This is a genomic window from Mycobacterium parascrofulaceum ATCC BAA-614 (genome assembly GCF_000164135.1).
Classification (GTDB): Bacteria; Actinomycetota; Actinomycetes; order Mycobacteriales; family Mycobacteriaceae; genus Mycobacterium; species Mycobacterium parascrofulaceum.
Window position 1 is genome coordinate 263695 of record NZ_GG770555.1, and the last position, 16445, is coordinate 280139.

The window sequence follows — 16445 nt, forward strand, 5'->3', positions numbered from 1 at the left end:
TTTTAACCCGTATCGCGGGATATGGAGAGTGTGATGAGTGTCGTTCAGGAGGCGCCCGCCGCCGCGCGCTTCAGCGTCGAGGGCAAGTCGATCTTGATCACCGGGGCGACCGGCGCGCTGGGCAGCGTGGCGGCACGGGCACTGGCCGACGCGGGGGCGCGGCTGACCCTGGCCGGGGGCAATGCCGCCGGGCTGGACGGCCTCGGCATCGACGGCGCCGCGGTGGTGGCCCGGCGGCCCGACACCCCGGCCGACGCGCGGGCGATGGTGGAGGCCGCGGTCGCCCGGCACGGCCGACTGGACGGAGTCCTGGTCGCCTCGGGGATGAACCGCGTGGCACCGATCACCGAGATGGCGGTCGAGGACTTCGACGACGTGATGGCCGCCAACGCGCGGGGCGCCTGGCTGGTCTGCCAGGCTGCCGGGCGGGTCCTGCTCGACCAGGGCGGCGGCGGCAGCGTCGTGCTGGTCTCGTCGGTGCGCGGCTCCCTGGGCCACCCCGCCGGCTACAGCGCCTACTGCCCGTCGAAGGGCGCGACCGACCTGCTGGCCAAAAGCCTGGCGGCCGAATGGGGCCCGGCCGCGATTCGTGTGAACGCCGTCGCCCCAACGGTCTTCCGCTCCGAACTCACGGAGTGGATGTACGCCGACGACGAGAAGGGCCGCGCCACCCGCGAAGCGATGTTCGCCCGAATCCCGTTGCGCCGCTTCGCCGAACCCGAAGATTTCGTCGGCGCGCTGATCTATCTACTCAGCGACGCATCGAGCTTCTACACCGGCCAGGTGATGTACCTGGACGGTGGATACACCGCGTGCTGAAAGGAAACACCATGAGCATCACCTGGCCGCTCGGCGAGGCCGAAGCGGCGTTGGAGTTCTACGACCTGTCGCACCCGTGGGGGCACGGTGCGCCGGCCTGGCCGTACTTCGAGGACGTCAAGATCGAGCGCCTGCACAACATGGCGCGGAGCCGGGTGCTGACCCAAAAGGTCACCACCGTCATGCATTCCGGCACCCACATCGACGCGCCGGCGCACGTCGTCGAGGGCACGCCGTTCCTGCACGAGATCCCGCTGAGCGCCTTCTTCGGCACCGGTGTCGTCGTCTCGATCCCCAAGGACAAGTGGGGAGTGGTCACCGCCGAGGACCTGGAAAAGGCGGCGCCCGAAATCCGCCCCGGCGACATCGTCGTCGTCAACACCGGCTGGCACCACAAGTACGCCGACAGCGCCGAGTACTACGCCTACTCCCCGGGCTTCTACAAGGAGGCCGGCGAATGGTTCGCGGCCAAGGGCGTCAAGGCCGTCGGCACCGACACCCAGGCCCTGGACCACCCGCTGGCGACCTCGATCGCGCCACACGGCCCAGCGGAGCATAACGGCGGGCTCTTGCCTTGGGCGGTAAGGGAATACGAGGCGCAGACCGGCCGCCGGGTGCTCGACGACTTCCCGGAGTGGGAGCCGTGCCACCGGGCGATCCTGTCGAAGGGCATCTACGGTTTCGAGAACGTGGGCGGCGACCTGGACCAGGTCACCGGCAAGCGCGTCACCTTCGCGGCGTTCCCGTGGCGCTGGGTCGGCGGCGACGGCTGCATCGTGCGGCTGGTGGCGATCGTCGACCCCACCGGGGGCTACCGCATCGAGACGGGCGCATGAGCTCCGACGGCGCCGGCGTTCAGGTCATCGCCCGCGCGGCCGAGATTTTGCGGCTGCTGCAGGCGCACCCCGGCGGGCTGAGCCAGGCCGAGATCGGCGACCGGCTGGGCTTGGCGCGTTCCACGGTCAGCCGGATCCTGGGGGCACTGGACGACGAGGGGCTGGTCGCCTCGCCCCGGGGCCGTGGCGGCTATCGGCTGGGGCCGGAGATCGCGCGCATGGCGAGCACCGTGCGCCTGGGCGTCGTGATGGACGTGCACCCGTTCATGGAGGAACTGTCGCGGGATCTGGGGGAGACGGTCGACCTGTCGATCCTGGACGGCGACCGAGCGACGTTCGTGGATCAGGTGGTCTCGCCGCACCGGTTGCGGGCGATCAGCGCGGTCGGGGAGTCGTTCCCGCTGCACTGCTGCGCCAACGGCAAGGCGCTGCTGGCCGGCCTGCCGCCCGAGCGGCTGCCGAGCCGGCTGGCCCGGCTCACCCCGAACACCATCACCAGCCCCGCGGCGCTGCGCGAGGAGCTCGAGCGGGTTCGCGCCGAGGGCGTCGCCTACGACCGCGAGGAGCAGACCGAAGGGATCTGTGCGGTGGGGGCGGTGCTGCGTGGGGTGACCGGGCACGCGGTCGCGGTCAGCGTGCCCGTGCCCGCGCAGCGGTTCTACGGCCGCGAGGCCGAACTGACGCAGGCGCTGAGGGCGTGGGTGGAGAAGATCAACGCCTGCTTGGCGGCGCCGCTCGCCGATGGGGCTCCGCTCGGTGTTGGCACACCCGCGACCGCCGGTGCGGTCAATCCTGGCGTCGCGGAGTGATTTTCAGCGCCCCGCGTTGTCCACCGGGCCGCCCCGAGTGTCCATTGCGGCGGTCTGCCGCTACGAGGTCCGGCCGTCGATCTTCTTGTCGACCGCGTTCACGAACTGTGGCACCGCCGACCCTGACACGTTTCGTCCGCACAGATCAAGGTCGATGACGACGTTGCTTCGGGCGCTGAGGGCGCGCTGGCAGTTCCAGCCCTGAGCCTCTTGAACCATGTCCATCGCGAGAATGCCGCCGGCCCGCGACACCGATCCCGTCGTCCAAAACACGTTGCGGGGATCGTCCTTGTTGACGTTTCGGGTGTTGAGCTCGCGATTGGCGCACCTCTGCCAGTCCGCCGCGGCGTTGCCGACGAAGTTGTTCGCAGACTCCACGTCCGGGAAGGCCACGACCGCTTGAATCAATCGCCATCCCTTGCCGGGAGCGTCGCCGAGCTCCTGCGTCCGAACCGCAGTCCAACCGGTCTTCCCGTACGCCTTCTGCTCGGCCGCTTTCAACACACCCACGCAGTCCTCGTCAACGATGGGTGTGTCGGCCAGCTTGTCTTGAACCGGTTCGCCGGACAACGTTTCGGCGCCCAGAGCGTGGGCGGCTTCCTGTCCAGTCAACAGAACATCCGGGAGTGCGGAGGCGGCGACGGCGCCGCCGCCCGGGTCGGCCGGCTGGTACACGATGACCGCGACCACTAGCCCGACCGTCAGCATCGCCGCGGCGCCCGTCAGCCACCACCACCGGGCGAGCGACTCACCGAAACGGCCCGGGGCGGCCGCCTGGTGCGGCCAGAAGGCGCCGGGGCGGGGCGGAGGCAGGTGCCCGGGCGCGCCCTGATAACCGAACGGTGGCGCATATCCCGGGCCTGCCGGTGGCGACGGTGGGTGACCGGCATAGGCCGGCGCGCCGGAATTGGCTTCTTGCCAGCCTCCCGGGCCGCCGCCCCGCTCGCCCGGAACGCTCATGCCTTACCTCCTGGGCTGTTCACGAGGTGGGGATCCGGGAGGCGACCTTGTTGACGAGTTCGGCGGCTTGATCGCTGCCGCCGAAGTCGCACACCCTCATGTCGATCACGACGTTGCTGCGCGGCATCAGTGCACGCTCGCAACCCCAGCCGGTTCCGCCGGTCTTCTCCCAGGAGACCATCAGCGTGTTGTCGACGACCCTGGGGTCGCCGACGGCGATGGTGCCGCCCTCGTGGCGGTTCACCAAAACCTCGGTTCGAGCGCAGTGATCCCACTTCCTCGTGAGGTCCTCGAAGACGGCGCCGGCGTCTTTCGCGGTCGGATAGGCCACCAGCGCCTGCAGGGTCAACTTGACGTACCCGTCACCCGGTCCGTGAAGCTCGGCCGACTGGGCGTCGATGAAGCGGGTGTCGCGATAGACCTCCGCCATGCCCGGGGCCCAGATGCCGGCGCATTCGGGCGGGTCGGCGGTATCCAAGAACAGGCCGTTTTTGCTCTGGTAGAGCGTCATTCCCGGCTCGTGCAGGATGTCGCCGACCTCGGCGGGACTCAGCAGAAGATTCTGCAGGTCTTCCGGGCGAACCAACCCCGGTGTCGTGGGCACCGACAGCCCCGGCGGCTCTCGGTGTGAAGACGCCGAAGCCGACGCACCCGAGGTCGTCACACGGCTGATGAGGACGACGCCCAACGCGGCCGAGGCGACCGTGAGAATGGCCGTCGTGAGCATCAGCCACCGTTTGGCGCCGCGGGACGGGGCTGGCGCCGGGCGGGGAGGCCACGGAGGTGGTGCGCCGGCCGCACCCGGCTGGTAGCCGCTCCATGGCTGTCCCGGCGGATATGGACCGCCCGATGGGCCGACGTGATAGCCGCCGGGCGGCGGCGGGGCGTTGCCCTGATTCGCGGGCGGTTCGCTACCTGCCACGCGCCGGACCGTTCGCCGTCATTGCGGTCGTCCCCCGAAGTTTGTGGGCGAGCACAGCGGCCCGCCCGCGTACGTGAGCAGGATTCTAGATGGCAACGGGGATTGGAGTTTGCGGTTTCCCCGCCCGCAGGTGTCGCCGGCTCGGTCGGAGGCCGCTTCGCTGCGTTCGGGGCTCTCTGCGGTAGGCTTTCGACCTGCTGCCGGTCATCGAGCCGGCACCGGGCTGTGGCGCAGTTTGGTAGCGCACTTGACTGGGGGTCAAGTGGTCGCAGGTTCAAATCCTGTCAGCCCGACGCACGAAACAGGACTCGGTCACGACGCTCGACTCGACGAAATGCCTCCCAAACCGTTGCGCCAGTTTGCCTTCGACGGGTAACCCAGTGCCCGTATTCGACGAACCCCACGTCCGTCGCAGACGCGCTCAGGTTGACAAGGCACAATGGCGCTAATGACAACTCCCCGGGGGCCCTCGCGCGGCGATTCGCCGGAATGGAATCGCCCGCCCGAGCCGCCTGGTCGCGGCAGGGGACCGGTGCCACCGTCGCCCCAGCCCGCGCCCCCATCGGGATCTCCGACCCGGCGGATTCCTCAGGCCGGTCGGCCGTTCCCACCGCCACCGCCGTCACCGAACCGACCCCCGCCGCCCGGCCGCCCACCGACTCCGCAGCCGTATCCGCCGGGCCGCCCACCGGCCCCACCGCAGCGTCAGTCCGGCCCCCCACCGAAACAGCCGGAGCAGGCCACCACGCGGCTGCCCGCTCCGCAGCCGCAGGAGGCGCCGGCCCGACGCCGACGCCGCTTGTTGGGTAACCGGCGGTCGATGGCTCTCGTCCTCGCCACCGTGCTGGTGGTCATCCTTGCCGCCGCGGTCGGTGCCGAGCTATTCCTCCGCCACCTGGCCGGCAGCAAGGTGGCAAGCGCAGTGGCGTGCGAGGTGCAGGACAGTGCCACCGTGTCGTTTGCGTCCACGCCGCCGATGCTCTGGCAGTACTTCAGCGGCCGCTATCCCGACATCTCTGTACAGACTGCCGGCAATCAGGTGCGCAGCGCCAAAGGCATGAAAGTCAACATCAATATCAAGGACCTCCACCTCAGCGACGCTAATAACTCCAAGGGCACCATCGGCGCGCTCAACGGCACCATCACCTGGTCATCCGACGGCATCAAACAATCGATCCAGGACGCCATCCCGGTGCTGGGTAGTTTCGTGACCAGCCAAGTCACCACCAACCCCGGTGACGGAACCATCCAATTGAAGGGTCTTCTCGACAGCGCCACCGTCAAGCCGCAGATCGCCAACAATGGGCTGTCACTTCAGGTGGTCAACTTGACCGCGTTGGGCTCCAAGATGTCGACGGACAAGGTGCAGACGAACCTCGATAACCTCACGTCCAAAGCGACCCAGAACTATCCGCTGGGCATCCACGCCGACAACGTCAAGGTCACGGACACCGGCGTGGAGGCAACGTTTTCCACCACCAACGCGACCATCCCGGCCGCATCGTCGTCGTCTCAGACCGGTCAAGACTGCTTCAGCGGGGTCTGATTCGGCTCAGCCCATCGCAGCGGGCGTCGGTGAAACATCGCGCGAGCAGCGGAGCGCCCGCGTCGAGCATCGCAACGGCGTTCCACCGCGTCATGCGTTGCACCGTTTCGATCACCTCGCCGTTTTGTCGGTTTCAAGGCGGCGGTAATGACTACTGGCTGAGCCATCTGCCGTAGCCAAGACGTACTCGTTGCCGTACTTCTGTCGCATTTACTCCCGCCAGCGCTGGCCGAGCGCTTTCGCCGCCGTGGACACCTTCATGACCAGACGGCGCTCGCGATTCCTGACGGGAGTGAAGTGGTAGTGCTCGTAGAAGGATTGCGCCTCGTCGTCGATGGCATCAACGACGATGAGCCGGCCGCCGCCAATTTCCGATGCGGCGACGGCTTTGCCTAGCGCGTCGAGAAGTAGCTGCTCGCCAAATCCCTGACCCCGAAGCGATGTGTCGATCGCCAGGCGGGCAATCAAGTATCCGGGTATGCGGGAATAGCCGCCCGCCATGGATCCGGAGATGCCGTCGTCGTTGCGTACTACCTCGGTGGGACAGATGGCGAAATAGGCGCTGACTTTCTGTTCGCCGAGCGGGGTCCACACGTAGACATGGGCGACTCCGCTGATGTCCGCGCGACGAGCATGTGCGATGAGCCAGGTATTCAGCGATTCCTTACCGCAGTCGAATCCTTCCAATGTGTGGGCGTCATTGAGTCGCGCGGACTCGAACATCGTTCAGCGCCTTGTAAATACCGCTGGTTTGCGTGCGGCTGCCGCCAACCGCGGCGCGTCGTCAGCAGCATCGAGCGAGGACATCAGTTTGTCGAACTGTTCGGGCTCCATTGCCGTTACCAACTCCTGACGCAGGATGTCTTCGGCCCGTTGCATCGCAGCTTTCCGCACGAATTCCGACGTCTGTTCGTGGACAAGGTTGGCGGCACGCTGGATGCGGTCCAACGTCGCTTGCTCCGCGCGAAGCTCGATGCGCTTCGTCTTGGCTGCCACAGCGACACCTCCTTCTTTACCTCGGTAATCTCTGCTCGCAACGGGCCGACTACTCAATTGTACGGTGAATGTACGTACACAGCTAGTGACGGCGTCACACACCAATGCCGTGGCAGCGAAGGCTGCCAGCGACTGGGAAAAAGCGCTACCGCTACTTACTGGGGTCGAGTGATCGCAGGCGCGGCTACTGCGTGGCCACGAACGAGAAACTCCCGCTGGAAACCAGGTCCGGGTCGACGACGCAGCGCGTGCCGTCCACGTTGGGCTGCCCTGACACCACCTTGGCCGCCGCCGCGGCACCGGCGGCGTTGCGGGTGGGACCCCAGCCGCCGACCAGGCCGTGACCGTTGTCCGACAGGGCTACGCAGCCGCCCCGACCTTCGGCAAGCACGTGGCAGTCGGTGGCGCCGTACCTCTCGGCGCAATGACCTATCGCGCGGGCCTCGACATCACTCAGACCGGCGTGGCTGCCGCCCACCGTGACTTCGACGGCGTGCGCGGAGTCCGACCCCGCGATCACGATGTAGCCGCCCTGGGCCTGTGCCGGCGCGGCCAGTCCGACGGCACAGACGGTCAAGATCACCGCGGACGTAAGGGGCTTGAGCACAGGTTTCCTTTCGCAGGCGCGCGGGCAGCAGGGATGCGTACTAATAAGGTGCTCGCTCACCGGCGGCTGTGCCTCGCCATTAACCAGGCCTTGACACGCCCGTAGCAAATCTTCACAGTCGCGGCCGGCGGCCTGACGGCGCCGGTCGGCGACGGCTCCGGGAGGCTTGGCCACGGCGCGTTCCCGGCCGCAACCGACGGACCGCCGGGCGAACGCGCTCAGCGCCAAGGATGATGACCGTCATGGACGCTGAACTCAAACGCTGGCTGGACTCCGGGGAGTACTTCGACTACCTCGGCTTCGACATCTTCTACCGCGTCGAGGGCAGCGGGCCCCCGCTGTTGCTGATCCACGGTTACCCGTTCAATTCCTTTGACTGGGCGTCGATCTGGCCCACGCTGACGCAGCGGTTCACCGTCGTCGCGCCGGACATGATCGGCATGGGCTTCTCCGCGAAACCCGTGGCCTACCACTATTCGGTGGGAGACCACGCCGACATGCACGAAGCCTTGCTCGCGCACCTGAACATCGGCAACGCGCACCTCCTCGCCCACGACATCGGTGATTCCGTGGGCCAGGAGATGCTGGCGCGTCACGAGTTCGGCCGGCAAAGCTACGGCGCGCTGCGCATCGACTCGGTCACCTGGCTCAACGGCGGAATGTTCGTCGAGGCGTACCGCCCCAGGGCCGCGCAGAAGCTGATGTCCGGCACCCCGCTGGGCGACGTCCTCAGCCGCGTGCAGGGCAGCCCGGTGTCCCGGCGGCTGCTGGAGCCGACGCTGCGCGAGATGTTCGGCCCGAACACCAAGCCGACCCGCCACATGATGGACGTGTTCAACCAGATCCTGGACTACAACGACGGCCGCCGGGTGCTGCACAAGGTCGGCCGGTTCATCAACGATCGCTACACCAACCGCAACCGGTGGGTGCGTGCCATGCGGCAGACCGCGGTTCCGATGCGGTTGATCGATGGTCCGGTCGACCCCAACTCCGGGGCCCACATGGCGCGCCGTTACGCCGAGGTCATTCCCGAACCCGACGTGGTGATGCTCGCCGACGACATCGGACACTGGCCACAAATCGAGGCGCCCGAGGCGGTGTTGACGCACTTCCTCGCCCACATCGACCGCGTCGACGCCCGCTGAACGCCCCGCCGGGAACGCGGTGAAGGCTAGCCGTGGTGCGGCGGCCGCTCGTCGCGGAGCCGGCCCTCGTCCGAGGCCGCGCGCATCTGCTCCTCGTCGCCGAACCGCTCCACGTCCTCGGGCGTGATGCGCGGCGGCTGCGGCGCCGCCCGCGGCGGACGTGTCGGTTCGGTGGGCACCGGGCGATTATGGCTCACGGCTGAAAGGCCGGAAGCACGGTGCCGGAATCGCGGATCTCCCAGATGCTCGCTTTGGTGATGCCGTCGAAGTTGATCTTGTCCAGCGTCGCCCGTGAATACGTGAGGTCGATGGCGACGTGCGTCGCGGTGTTGCCGTACGGGTCCGTCATCGGGAAGGTGCCCTGGACGTTCACCGCGGCGGCGTCGGGATAGGTCGCCCGCGCGTACCTGAGGATGTCGATGGTGTCCGTCCGGGCGCCGTCCTTGATCAGCTGCTCGGTGTAGTTGTCGCGAATGGCGAATCGGGCGTCGACCACCTCGCCGTTCGGGCCCGGGCTGGTGGTGAAGGTGACTCCATCCGGCTTCTTGGGACCGGCCGGCGTCGCGGGCGCCGCCTCGGCCGGCGTCGCCGGTGCCGCCGTGGCCGAACTGCCCGGCGCCGGCGAGACGTCCTTCCTCTGGTCGAAAACCCAGCTCTTGCCGAGGATGACGAGGAGGGCGAGGGCGCCCAGCGCGGCCAGGGCGAGGGCGGCCTTACCTGAGGTGCGTTCCTTCGGCGGGTCGGTGGAGAACGCCCACTCGGTGGTCCAGTTGGTGCCGTCGAAATACCGTTGCAGGCCGTGGCCCACCCCCGCGGGGTCGGGATACCAGCCCGGCGCCGACTTGGGCGGGGGCGGCGCCTGTTCAGATGGCATGTGTCCATTTTCGTCGTGACGGAGACGTCTCGGCTACCCGCCGCATCGGTCGCGCTGCCATCGCACCCTCCTTCGTCGACCACCGACTACCCGCTGCGACGCATCCGAAGACCCCGGCGACACTGCTACGTGTCGCGCGGCGACGTGAACTCGAGGTGGCCCTGGCGTGACGGTTCGGCGTGACGGCCGGGGTTCGGCGGGCCGGCGGACCCGGTGCGGGCTATGAATTGAAGAATGAGCAACCACCATGTCAACCTGACCCAGCAGGAAAGCTCGTTGATCGGCGAGAGCCATCCCGAGGCGCTCACGCGCATGGACGAGAAGTCGCTGAAGGAACTGCAGGCCCGCCTCAGGCAAGCGCGCGAGAAGAACTTCAGCCTCTTGCGGCGTCGGGGCGCGGCCCGGGTGGAGGCCGAGGGTGCCCGCGGTTCGGCCCAGCCGGCCAACGAGAAGCGCGGCGAAAAGGTGGAGATCTTCGACCAGGCGCTGGCCCGGGTGAGCGAGCGCCTCGGTGCCATCGCCGGCACCGAGTAGCGGGTAGCCGGCTCGTAACCAAACCCGCTGGGCTACCGTGCCTTTCGCAGATCGGCGAGCGAGTTTCGCAGCCCGCCGTCCAGCCGAATCTGCACCGCCGCCACCGCCACCATCACCGCGGCGGTCACCAGGTGCACGACCGCGTCGGTGACGTTGTTGGGGAAGCTGAAGACGACGGCGACCTGGTGCGAGAAGAAGGCCCAGATGCCCGGCAGCGCACCGGCTGCCGCGGCGATCAGCAGGTACAGCACGGCCCACGACTTGCGCGTCGCGCACACCAGGCCCGGGGCGAACAGCGCGAGGCCGGCGACGGCGTGCCAGCCGTTGTAGTCCATTCCGAAAAGTTGGACGGTCGGAGCCCCGGGACCGATCGCGAAGCTCGGATTCACGATGAAGCCGATCACGGCCTGAACGACATGAAAAACGCAGATGATCAGCAGCCCGATCTGGGCGAAACTCCACCTCACATTGCACCCCCTTGTGCGCGGCAAGATGGTTTCGAATACTACGCCCGGTAGTAGATTTGGGTCAACGGCATCGGCGGGCGGCCGCCGGACCGAAAGCGTCAGTTCCGGCCGGGCAGCCTCATCACCGCGCGCACGACGGGCACCAACGACTTCTGCCACAGGGTCCCCGGGATGCCAAGGGGCGGATCGAGATTGAACACGCGGGCGGTGGCGATCGTCTGGGATTCGGTGTACTTCAGCAGACCCTCGGGACCGTGCCGGCGGCCGACGCCGGACTGGCCCATTCCACCCATCGGCGCGCCCAGGCTGCCCCAGGCGAACGCGTAACCCTCGTTCACGTTCACGGTTCCCGAACGCAACCGTGCGGCGATGTGCTCGCCGTCGGCGGAGGAGCCGGCCCACACGCTGGCGTTCAGCCCGTACTCGGTGTCGTTGGCCTTCTCGACGGCCTCGTCCACGTCGGCGACCGGGTAGATGGAGACGACCGGGCCGAACGTCTCGTTGGCCGCGCACTCCATCTCCGGCGTGACGTCGGCCAGCACCGTCGGCTCGTAGAACAGGGGCCCGATGTCGGGCCGGGCGTTGCCGCCCGCAATCACCTTGGCGCCTTTGGCTTTCGCATCGTCGACATGGTCCGTCACCGTGTCGAGCTGGCCGGCGGAGATCAGGCTGCCCATGTCGACCGAGAAGTCATACGCGGTGCCCAGCTTCATGTTCCGCACCGCGGCGCCGAACTTGCCGATGAAATCGTCGGCGATGTCCTTCTCGACATAGATCCGCTCGATGGAGATGCACAGCTGGCCCGCGTTGGAGAAGCACGCGCGGGTGGCGGCGCGCGCGGCCTTGTCCAGGTTGGCCCCGCGCGTGACGATCATGGCGTTCTTGCCGCCGAGCTCCGCGGAGAACCCGATGAGCCGCCGGCCGCAATGCTCCGCGAGTTGCCGGCCCGTGGCGGTCGATCCGGTGAACATCAGGTAGTCGCAGTTGTCGATGATCGCGGTGCCGACGACCGAGCCGGGCCCGGGCACGATCGCGTACAGCGCCCTCGGCAGGCCGGCCCGGTACAACAGTTCGGCGCATGCCAGCGCGCAGTACGGGGTCTGGCTGTCCGGCTTGAGCACCACCGCGTTGCCGGCGAGCAGCGCGGGCACCGAATCGGACGCCGTCAGCGTCATGGGGTAGTTCCACGGCGAGATCACCCCCACCACGCCCTTGGGCTGGTAGCCGACGGTGGTCTTGCCGATGCCCGGCAGCAGCGACTGCACCGTGCGCGGCTTCAGCAGGTCCGCCGCGACGCGCACGTAGTAGTTCGCGTTCGCCATCAGGTCGACGATCTCCTCCTGGGCCGCCCACCGGGCCTTGCCGGCTTCGGCCTGCAGCAGGTCCATCAGGAACTCGCGGTTCTCCACCACCAGGTCGCGGTAGCGGCCGATGACCTCGATGCGCTCGGCGACCGGCCGGTTCGCCCACTCGACCTGGGCCGCGCGCGCCTCGGCGAACGCCGCTTCGACGTCGTCGGCCGTGCCGATCGGGATCGTGGCGAGCGGCCGGCCCGTGAAGACCTCGTCGATCGTCTTGGTCTGGCGCGCGGTCTCGTCCTTGATCGCGGCGAGTCGACGCAAGCGGTCGAAGATTTCGGCTGACGGTGCGGGCATGGCGATTCCTTCCGCGGGAGCACGGACGTTCAAGCCACCAGACTATTGGGTTTGCGGGCGGTGGCGGGAGCGCGTCAGTTCGGCGGCGGGGGATGGTCGACCTCGAGCAGCTTCTGGGCGATCTGCTCGACGGGGGCGTTGGTGTCCTGCGAGAGTTTCGCCAGCAGCCCGAAGGCGGCGATCGCGTCGATGTCGAAACGCTCCATCAGCATGCCCTTGGCCTGGCCGATCGTGTCTCGCGTCTCGATGGCGCGCCGCAGTTGCCGGTTCTCGGCGGCCAACGCCCGCAGGCACGCGTCGTGGCGGGCGCTTTCCACCGCGCTGATCGCCTCGAGCGTATGAAGTACCTCGGCGGGCGTCCAGGATCCGCCCTGATCGGCCGCGCGGGCCAGCTCGGCGAGCATTCGCCTGCTTTCCGAGATCTCTTCGACGTGGTGCGCCACGCCCAGCAGCTCGCCGTGGTCCACCAGGGGCGCGTTGCTGGGGCACCACACCTTCGGCACGAACTGGTCGGGCGTCACGGGGTCCGGGACGTCGTAGCGCTGTACCCGCATGTCATGCGGGTGCCGGGTGCGCAACACGGTCTCCAGGGACGCGGTCAGGTTCGCCGTGCCGGTGGACTGCGGGTCGTGCGGATTGTCGGGGAACGCGTCGAAGAGGAGCTGGCCGGGCAACTCGCCGGGTTCACGCAGGGTCACCCGCTCGTACGCGACGCTGGCCGCCCGGATCCGCAGGTCGCGGTCCAGGAGCAGGAACGAGCCGCCCGACGAGTTTCGGTCCATCTCGTGGGCTATCACCTCGAACCGGTGTTGGCTCTCCACGTGTTTTCACTACCCGCTCGGGCCGCCGGGTAACCGTCGCGGCGCGGTGAACGCCGTAGGGCACCGCCCGCACGAGGGTGACGGTGAGGCGGACGCCGCTGGGCGGCACGTAGGAGCGCCGCTCGCCGGGACGCGCGCCGGCGATCGCGGAGCCCAGCGGCGAATGGACCGAATACACCTCCACGCCGCAGTGTTCGGCGCCGCGCGCACCCAAAAGGAAGGTCTCGACCTCATTGGTGTCGTCGTAGCGGACGGTCAATACCATGCCGGGTTCGGCGATTCCGTCGTCGGGCGGATCCTGGCCGACGACGGCGTTGACCAAAAGGTCATGAATCCGTTGAATCCGCAGCCGCCGCGCGCGGCGGACGGCGTCGCAGTATTCGTCGGCGTCGGCGTCACACGGCTCGCGCAGCGCGGCCAGTTCCCGCTGGAGTCGCCCGTAGGCCTGCGGTGAAAGCCAGGTGGCCTGCACGCTGGTCATGTGTCGGTGTCCTCTCCTCAGGCGGCGGTGGCGGCCGACGGTCGCCGATCCGGACGCCCGGCCGTTTGACACGTGGAACCGTTGCGGCGCAGCGGCGTTGGCGACGGGCCTCGATAGGGCACCGCCTCGAGCAGGGTCACGAGCCGCCCGGTCTCGTGGGGGATCGCGTAAATGCGTTGTTCGCCCGGGCGGGCGCCGGCGATGCAGCGGCCCAGCGGCGACGCCATCGAGTAGACCTTGATGTCGGCGTCCTCGGCGCCCCGCCGACCGAGCAGCAGGGTTTCGGTTTCACCGGTGGCGTCGTAGCGGATGGTCAGCACCATGCCCGGCCCGGCGATCCGCTCGCCCGCGGGATCGTCGCGGACGGCCGCGGCGCCCAACAGGCGCTCGATCTCGCGAATGCGCCGTTGCCGTGCCGAGGGGCGCATGCCGCCGCGTGCGCCGTAATCCAGGTAATCGTCGGGGACTTCGACGCTGCGCCGGGCGCGCAGGGCGGTCAACTCGTCCTGCAGCCGGCGGTAATGCCGGGGCGTGATGGGGATGCGTGTCATCGCGTGCCGTCCTTTCGGTGAGTTGGGTGTCGTCAGGGGCGGGCCGATGCGTGGCTGCCGTCCCTGACGACGGGGAGCCCTTGCGGGGCAAGATATTTGACTTCCGGGCTACCAATTCCCATGATGGCTTGCGCGGGCATCCGCACGCTTGCCCGGATCGGACAAGGGCGGGGCGGGCCGTTGTTCCCGGCGGACAACGCGTTTGCGCTCCGCGCGGGGTGCACCCACCGGGTCACCCGTGCCCGACGAGGCGGTCGAACTCGTGTTGCCACCTGGCGCCACGGGCGCTGTCGAGGGCATGGCGCACGCCGGCGAACGAAGCGGCCACCGACAGGCTGACGGCGCACCAGATCGCTGCCGCGATCGCGACCGCCTCGTCGCGGGGAGACACCACTGGCCGGCTCACCGGCGCACCCCGGCGATCGACCCAGATCTCCACCCGGTCACCGACTTTGGCGGTGAGCGGTGCGGCGACGTCGCCGGTGCGTTCGGCCCCGGCGAATTCCCATCGGGCGGGGGCCGTGGCCGCCGTCCCGCCGAGGGTCGTGCGGGGGTGGGCCGCCCCCACAACCGTCGCGTTCACCGGCTGGCGGGCCTGGACCCACTCGGCGTAAGCGCCGCTGCGGGATTCGTGGACCGCGGTCCCCACGGCGGCGGCGATCGGCACGGTGAGCAGTGACACCGCTACGGCCAGCACCAACAGCACCGCCTCGAGCCGGTCGCTCGCCCGAACCAGGGGGTTACGGCTGAACAGCCGCGCCAACAGCGTTCGCGGCAGCGGCACGGTGAACGTCTCCAGCGCGGCGCCATCGCCGCGCCGGCGGGCGGTCTGCGATTGATGATCGTGACGCGGGCTGGTCATCGGTGTCCCATCGAGGATCGGCATGGGTCAAGGTCGGTCACCTCGATCGTGCCGCCCGTGGCGCCCGCGAAGGTTGCCGAAGTCCGACAAGGGCGCCCCGGCGCGTTGTCGGATTCCGACAGCGTTCGATCAGGGGATATCGGCGGCCGCGAGCTCGATCATCATCGCCAGCCGCTTCCTCGCGTCGTCGAGCGGCAGGGTGGTGATCTCGGCCATCTTGCGGAGGCGGTAACGGACGGTGTTTTCGTGCACTCCGAGGCGCTCGCCGGCTTCGGCGGGGTCGCCCTGGGCCTCGAGCCACGCCCGCAGCGTGGCGAGGTAGTCCGTTCCGTGGGCGCGGTCGTGGCGGCGCAGCTCGGCCACCGGTCCGCGGGTCGGGGTGCGACCGGCCCGCGCCGCGGTGCGCAGCCGCTGCAGCAGGATGTCGTCCCAGGATTCGTCGTAGGCGGGCGGAGCGGATCCCGGCGACGTCTCGTGCAGCGCCAGACACTCGTCGGCCTCCTGGCGCGCCGCGGCGAGGTCGGCGACCTCGGCCGCGCCGCTGATGCCGGCCAACACGGTCACGTGTTCGGGCAGGGCGGCTGTCAGGCCGGTCACCCAGCGGCGCGCCGTCGAGGCCGGCCCGGCGGGCAGCACGGTGTAGATGGTGTTGCCCGCCAGGGCGCTCCGACCGGGCCGTGACCAGCCGAACCCGGTGGTCGCGCGGTCGAACGCCAGCAGCAGGGCGGCGTCGCGTTCGGCGCCGACGGACGCCTGCAGCGCGATCACCCGCAAACCGCCCTGCGGCAGGCCGAGCTTGCTTGCCGCCGTGCCGGAATCGGCGCTGCCCTCCAGCAGCCGGAACACCAGTTCGGACTCGACCTGACGTTCGAGATCGGCGCTGGCCTGCGAGCGCAACAGATGCAGGGCGACGGTATGGGCGCCCTCGGCCAGCGCGTTGCGGGCCGGCTCGTCCAGCGGCTCCGAACAGGCGACCCATACCGAACCCATCAGCTCGCGGCCCGAGCGCACCGCCACGACCATGCGCCCGGTCACGCCGTGGTCCGCGTCGCCCGCGACAAAAAACGGCTCCTCCGAGCCGGTCAGCTGTGCGGTCACGCCGTGGGCGTCGAACAGTGCGCGCAGCCGGTCCGGTGTCTCGCGGTCCAGGATGGTCTCGACCCGCGCCGGGTCGGCGTGCCGCTGCAGCCGCGAGTACGCGAGCACGCGCAGTAGCCGGTCATGGATGACCACCGAACTGCCGATCGCCTCGGCCAGGCTGTCCGCCAGCGCGAACAGGTCGGTCGGGCCGCGGCCGGCGGCGGTTTCGCGGCCCTCCAGCGGGCAAGCTCGACCGCAAGTCCCTGCCCGCGCCCGACTACTCCGACGCCGACCGTTACCGCGCCCCCGTCGGCGCCGTGCAGGAGATCCTCGTCGGCATCTACGCCCAGGTGCTCGGGCTGGAGCGGGTCGGCGTCGACGACTCGTTCTTCGACCTGGGCGGGGACTCGCTCTCGGCGATGCGCCTGATCGCCGGCGTCAACACCAGCCTGAACGCCAACCTGGGCGTGCGCGCCGTGT

Annotated in this window: 18 protein-coding genes, 1 tRNA gene and 3 pseudogenes; 8 read left to right on the forward strand and 14 right to left on the reverse strand. The window is 69.0% G+C overall.

Features of this window, described 5'->3' with window-relative positions:
- Positions 1 to 21: 21 nt before the first annotated feature.
- The 3 genes from HMPREF0591_RS16835 to HMPREF0591_RS16845 are packed head-to-tail and all read left to right on the forward strand — an operon-like array spanning position 22 to position 2464.
- On the forward strand, positions 22 to 819 hold the full coding sequence (locus HMPREF0591_RS16835) for an SDR family NAD(P)-dependent oxidoreductase (protein ID WP_007169817.1): 798 nt from the start codon (positions 22 to 24) through the stop codon (positions 817 to 819).
- An 11-nt stretch (positions 820 to 830) separates the two neighbouring features.
- The gene (locus HMPREF0591_RS16840) at positions 831 to 1655 is read left to right on the forward strand and encodes a cyclase family protein (RefSeq protein WP_007169818.1); all 825 of its coding nucleotides are present in this window, start codon (positions 831 to 833) and stop codon (positions 1653 to 1655) included.
- Positions 1652 to 2464, forward strand: coding sequence for an IclR family transcriptional regulator (locus HMPREF0591_RS16845; protein ID WP_007169819.1), 813 nt, complete (start codon positions 1652 to 1654; stop codon positions 2462 to 2464). Before HMPREF0591_RS16840 ends, HMPREF0591_RS16845 begins: the two co-directional genes overlap by 4 nt.
- Positions 2465 to 2524: 60 nt before the next feature.
- Here HMPREF0591_RS16845 and HMPREF0591_RS16850 read toward each other — a convergent pair whose 3' ends face one another.
- Positions 2525 to 3424: a sensor domain-containing protein gene (locus HMPREF0591_RS16850; protein WP_007169820.1), complete on the reverse strand. Its 900-nt coding sequence runs from the start codon at positions 3422 to 3424 to the stop codon at positions 2525 to 2527.
- Between the two features lie 19 nt (positions 3425 to 3443).
- A complete protein-coding gene (locus HMPREF0591_RS16855; protein WP_007169821.1) occupies positions 3444 to 4151 on the reverse strand; it encodes a sensor domain-containing protein in 708 nt (235 codons plus the stop codon).
- Between the two features lie 414 nt (positions 4152 to 4565).
- Between HMPREF0591_RS16855 and HMPREF0591_RS16860 the strand changes: the two genes are divergently transcribed.
- Positions 4566 to 4639, forward strand: a tRNA-Pro gene (locus tag HMPREF0591_RS16860).
- A 527-nt stretch (positions 4640 to 5166) separates the two neighbouring features.
- Positions 5167 to 5892: an LmeA family phospholipid-binding protein gene (locus tag HMPREF0591_RS16865; protein WP_007169823.1), complete on the forward strand. Its 726-nt coding sequence runs from the start codon at positions 5167 to 5169 to the stop codon at positions 5890 to 5892.
- A 210-nt stretch (positions 5893 to 6102) separates the two neighbouring features.
- Here HMPREF0591_RS16865 and HMPREF0591_RS16870 read toward each other — a convergent pair whose 3' ends face one another.
- The 3 genes from HMPREF0591_RS16870 to HMPREF0591_RS16880 form a co-directional block, all read right to left on the reverse strand.
- Positions 6103 to 6615 (reverse strand): GNAT family N-acetyltransferase, encoded by a 513-nt coding sequence (locus HMPREF0591_RS16870; protein ID WP_007169825.1) that lies wholly within the window; start codon positions 6613 to 6615, stop codon positions 6103 to 6105.
- A 3-nt stretch (positions 6616 to 6618) separates the two neighbouring features.
- Positions 6619 to 6888: a type II toxin-antitoxin system TacA family antitoxin gene (locus HMPREF0591_RS16875; RefSeq protein WP_007169826.1), complete on the reverse strand. Its 270-nt coding sequence runs from the start codon at positions 6886 to 6888 to the stop codon at positions 6619 to 6621.
- 184 nt (positions 6889 to 7072) lie between these two features.
- A complete protein-coding gene (locus HMPREF0591_RS16880) occupies positions 7073 to 7495 on the reverse strand; it encodes a DUF4189 domain-containing protein (protein WP_007169827.1) in 423 nt (140 codons plus the stop codon).
- Positions 7496 to 7737: 242 nt separating this feature from the next.
- Between HMPREF0591_RS16880 and HMPREF0591_RS16885 the strand changes: the two genes are divergently transcribed.
- Entirely contained in the window at positions 7738 to 8640 is a 903-nt protein-coding gene (locus HMPREF0591_RS16885; protein ID WP_040623262.1) for an alpha/beta fold hydrolase, read from the forward strand.
- 26 nt (positions 8641 to 8666) lie between these two features.
- On the opposite strand, the gene HMPREF0591_RS33135 is transcribed toward HMPREF0591_RS16885, so the two are convergent.
- Together HMPREF0591_RS33135 and HMPREF0591_RS16890 are read right to left on the reverse strand one after the other, a co-directional pair.
- Positions 8667 to 8819, reverse strand: a complete 153-nt coding sequence (locus HMPREF0591_RS33135; RefSeq protein ID WP_007169829.1) for a hypothetical protein — start codon at positions 8817 to 8819, stop codon at positions 8667 to 8669.
- 14 nt (positions 8820 to 8833) lie between these two features.
- Positions 8834 to 9514: a DUF2510 domain-containing protein gene (locus tag HMPREF0591_RS16890; RefSeq protein WP_007169830.1), complete on the reverse strand. Its 681-nt coding sequence runs from the start codon at positions 9512 to 9514 to the stop codon at positions 8834 to 8836.
- 234 nt (positions 9515 to 9748) lie between these two features.
- On the opposite strand from HMPREF0591_RS16890, the gene HMPREF0591_RS16895 reads away from it, so the two are divergent.
- The gene (locus tag HMPREF0591_RS16895; RefSeq protein WP_007169831.1) at positions 9749 to 10048 is read left to right on the forward strand and encodes a hypothetical protein; all 300 of its coding nucleotides are present in this window, start codon (positions 9749 to 9751) and stop codon (positions 10046 to 10048) included.
- Between the two features lie 32 nt (positions 10049 to 10080).
- Here HMPREF0591_RS16895 and HMPREF0591_RS16900 read toward each other — a convergent pair whose 3' ends face one another.
- The 7 genes and pseudogenes from HMPREF0591_RS16900 to HMPREF0591_RS16930 form a co-directional block, all read right to left on the reverse strand.
- On the reverse strand, positions 10081 to 10515 hold the full coding sequence (locus HMPREF0591_RS16900) for a DUF4383 domain-containing protein (protein WP_007169832.1): 435 nt from the start codon (positions 10513 to 10515) through the stop codon (positions 10081 to 10083).
- A gap of 98 nt (positions 10516 to 10613) precedes the next feature.
- Positions 10614 to 12170 carry a succinic semialdehyde dehydrogenase gene (locus HMPREF0591_RS16905; RefSeq protein ID WP_007169833.1) on the reverse strand — a complete coding sequence of 519 codons (1557 nt, stop codon included), beginning with the start codon at positions 12168 to 12170 and terminating at the stop codon, positions 10614 to 10616.
- A gap of 74 nt (positions 12171 to 12244) precedes the next feature.
- Positions 12245 to 12991, reverse strand: a complete 747-nt coding sequence (locus HMPREF0591_RS16910; RefSeq protein ID WP_007169834.1) for an ANTAR domain-containing protein — start codon at positions 12989 to 12991, stop codon at positions 12245 to 12247.
- 31 nt (positions 12992 to 13022) lie between these two features.
- A pseudogene (locus HMPREF0591_RS31040) lies at positions 13023 to 13472 on the reverse strand (GreA/GreB family elongation factor); the annotation flags it as partial.
- Positions 13473 to 13489: 17 nt separating this feature from the next.
- Positions 13490 to 14023 carry a GreA/GreB family elongation factor gene (locus tag HMPREF0591_RS16920; RefSeq protein WP_007169836.1) on the reverse strand — a complete coding sequence of 178 codons (534 nt, stop codon included), beginning with the start codon at positions 14021 to 14023 and terminating at the stop codon, positions 13490 to 13492.
- A gap of 232 nt (positions 14024 to 14255) precedes the next feature.
- Positions 14256 to 14885, reverse strand: a complete 630-nt coding sequence (locus HMPREF0591_RS16925; RefSeq protein ID WP_040623268.1) for an Rv1733c family protein — start codon at positions 14883 to 14885, stop codon at positions 14256 to 14258.
- A 129-nt stretch (positions 14886 to 15014) separates the two neighbouring features.
- A pseudogene (locus tag HMPREF0591_RS16930) lies at positions 15015 to 16205 on the reverse strand (PucR family transcriptional regulator); the annotation flags it as partial.
- A 110-nt stretch (positions 16206 to 16315) separates the two neighbouring features.
- Here HMPREF0591_RS16930 and HMPREF0591_RS33955 point away from each other — a divergent pair.
- Positions 16316 to 16414, forward strand: a pseudogene (locus HMPREF0591_RS33955) (phosphopantetheine-binding protein); the annotation flags it as partial.
- Between the last annotated feature and the right edge of the window lie 31 nt (positions 16415 to 16445).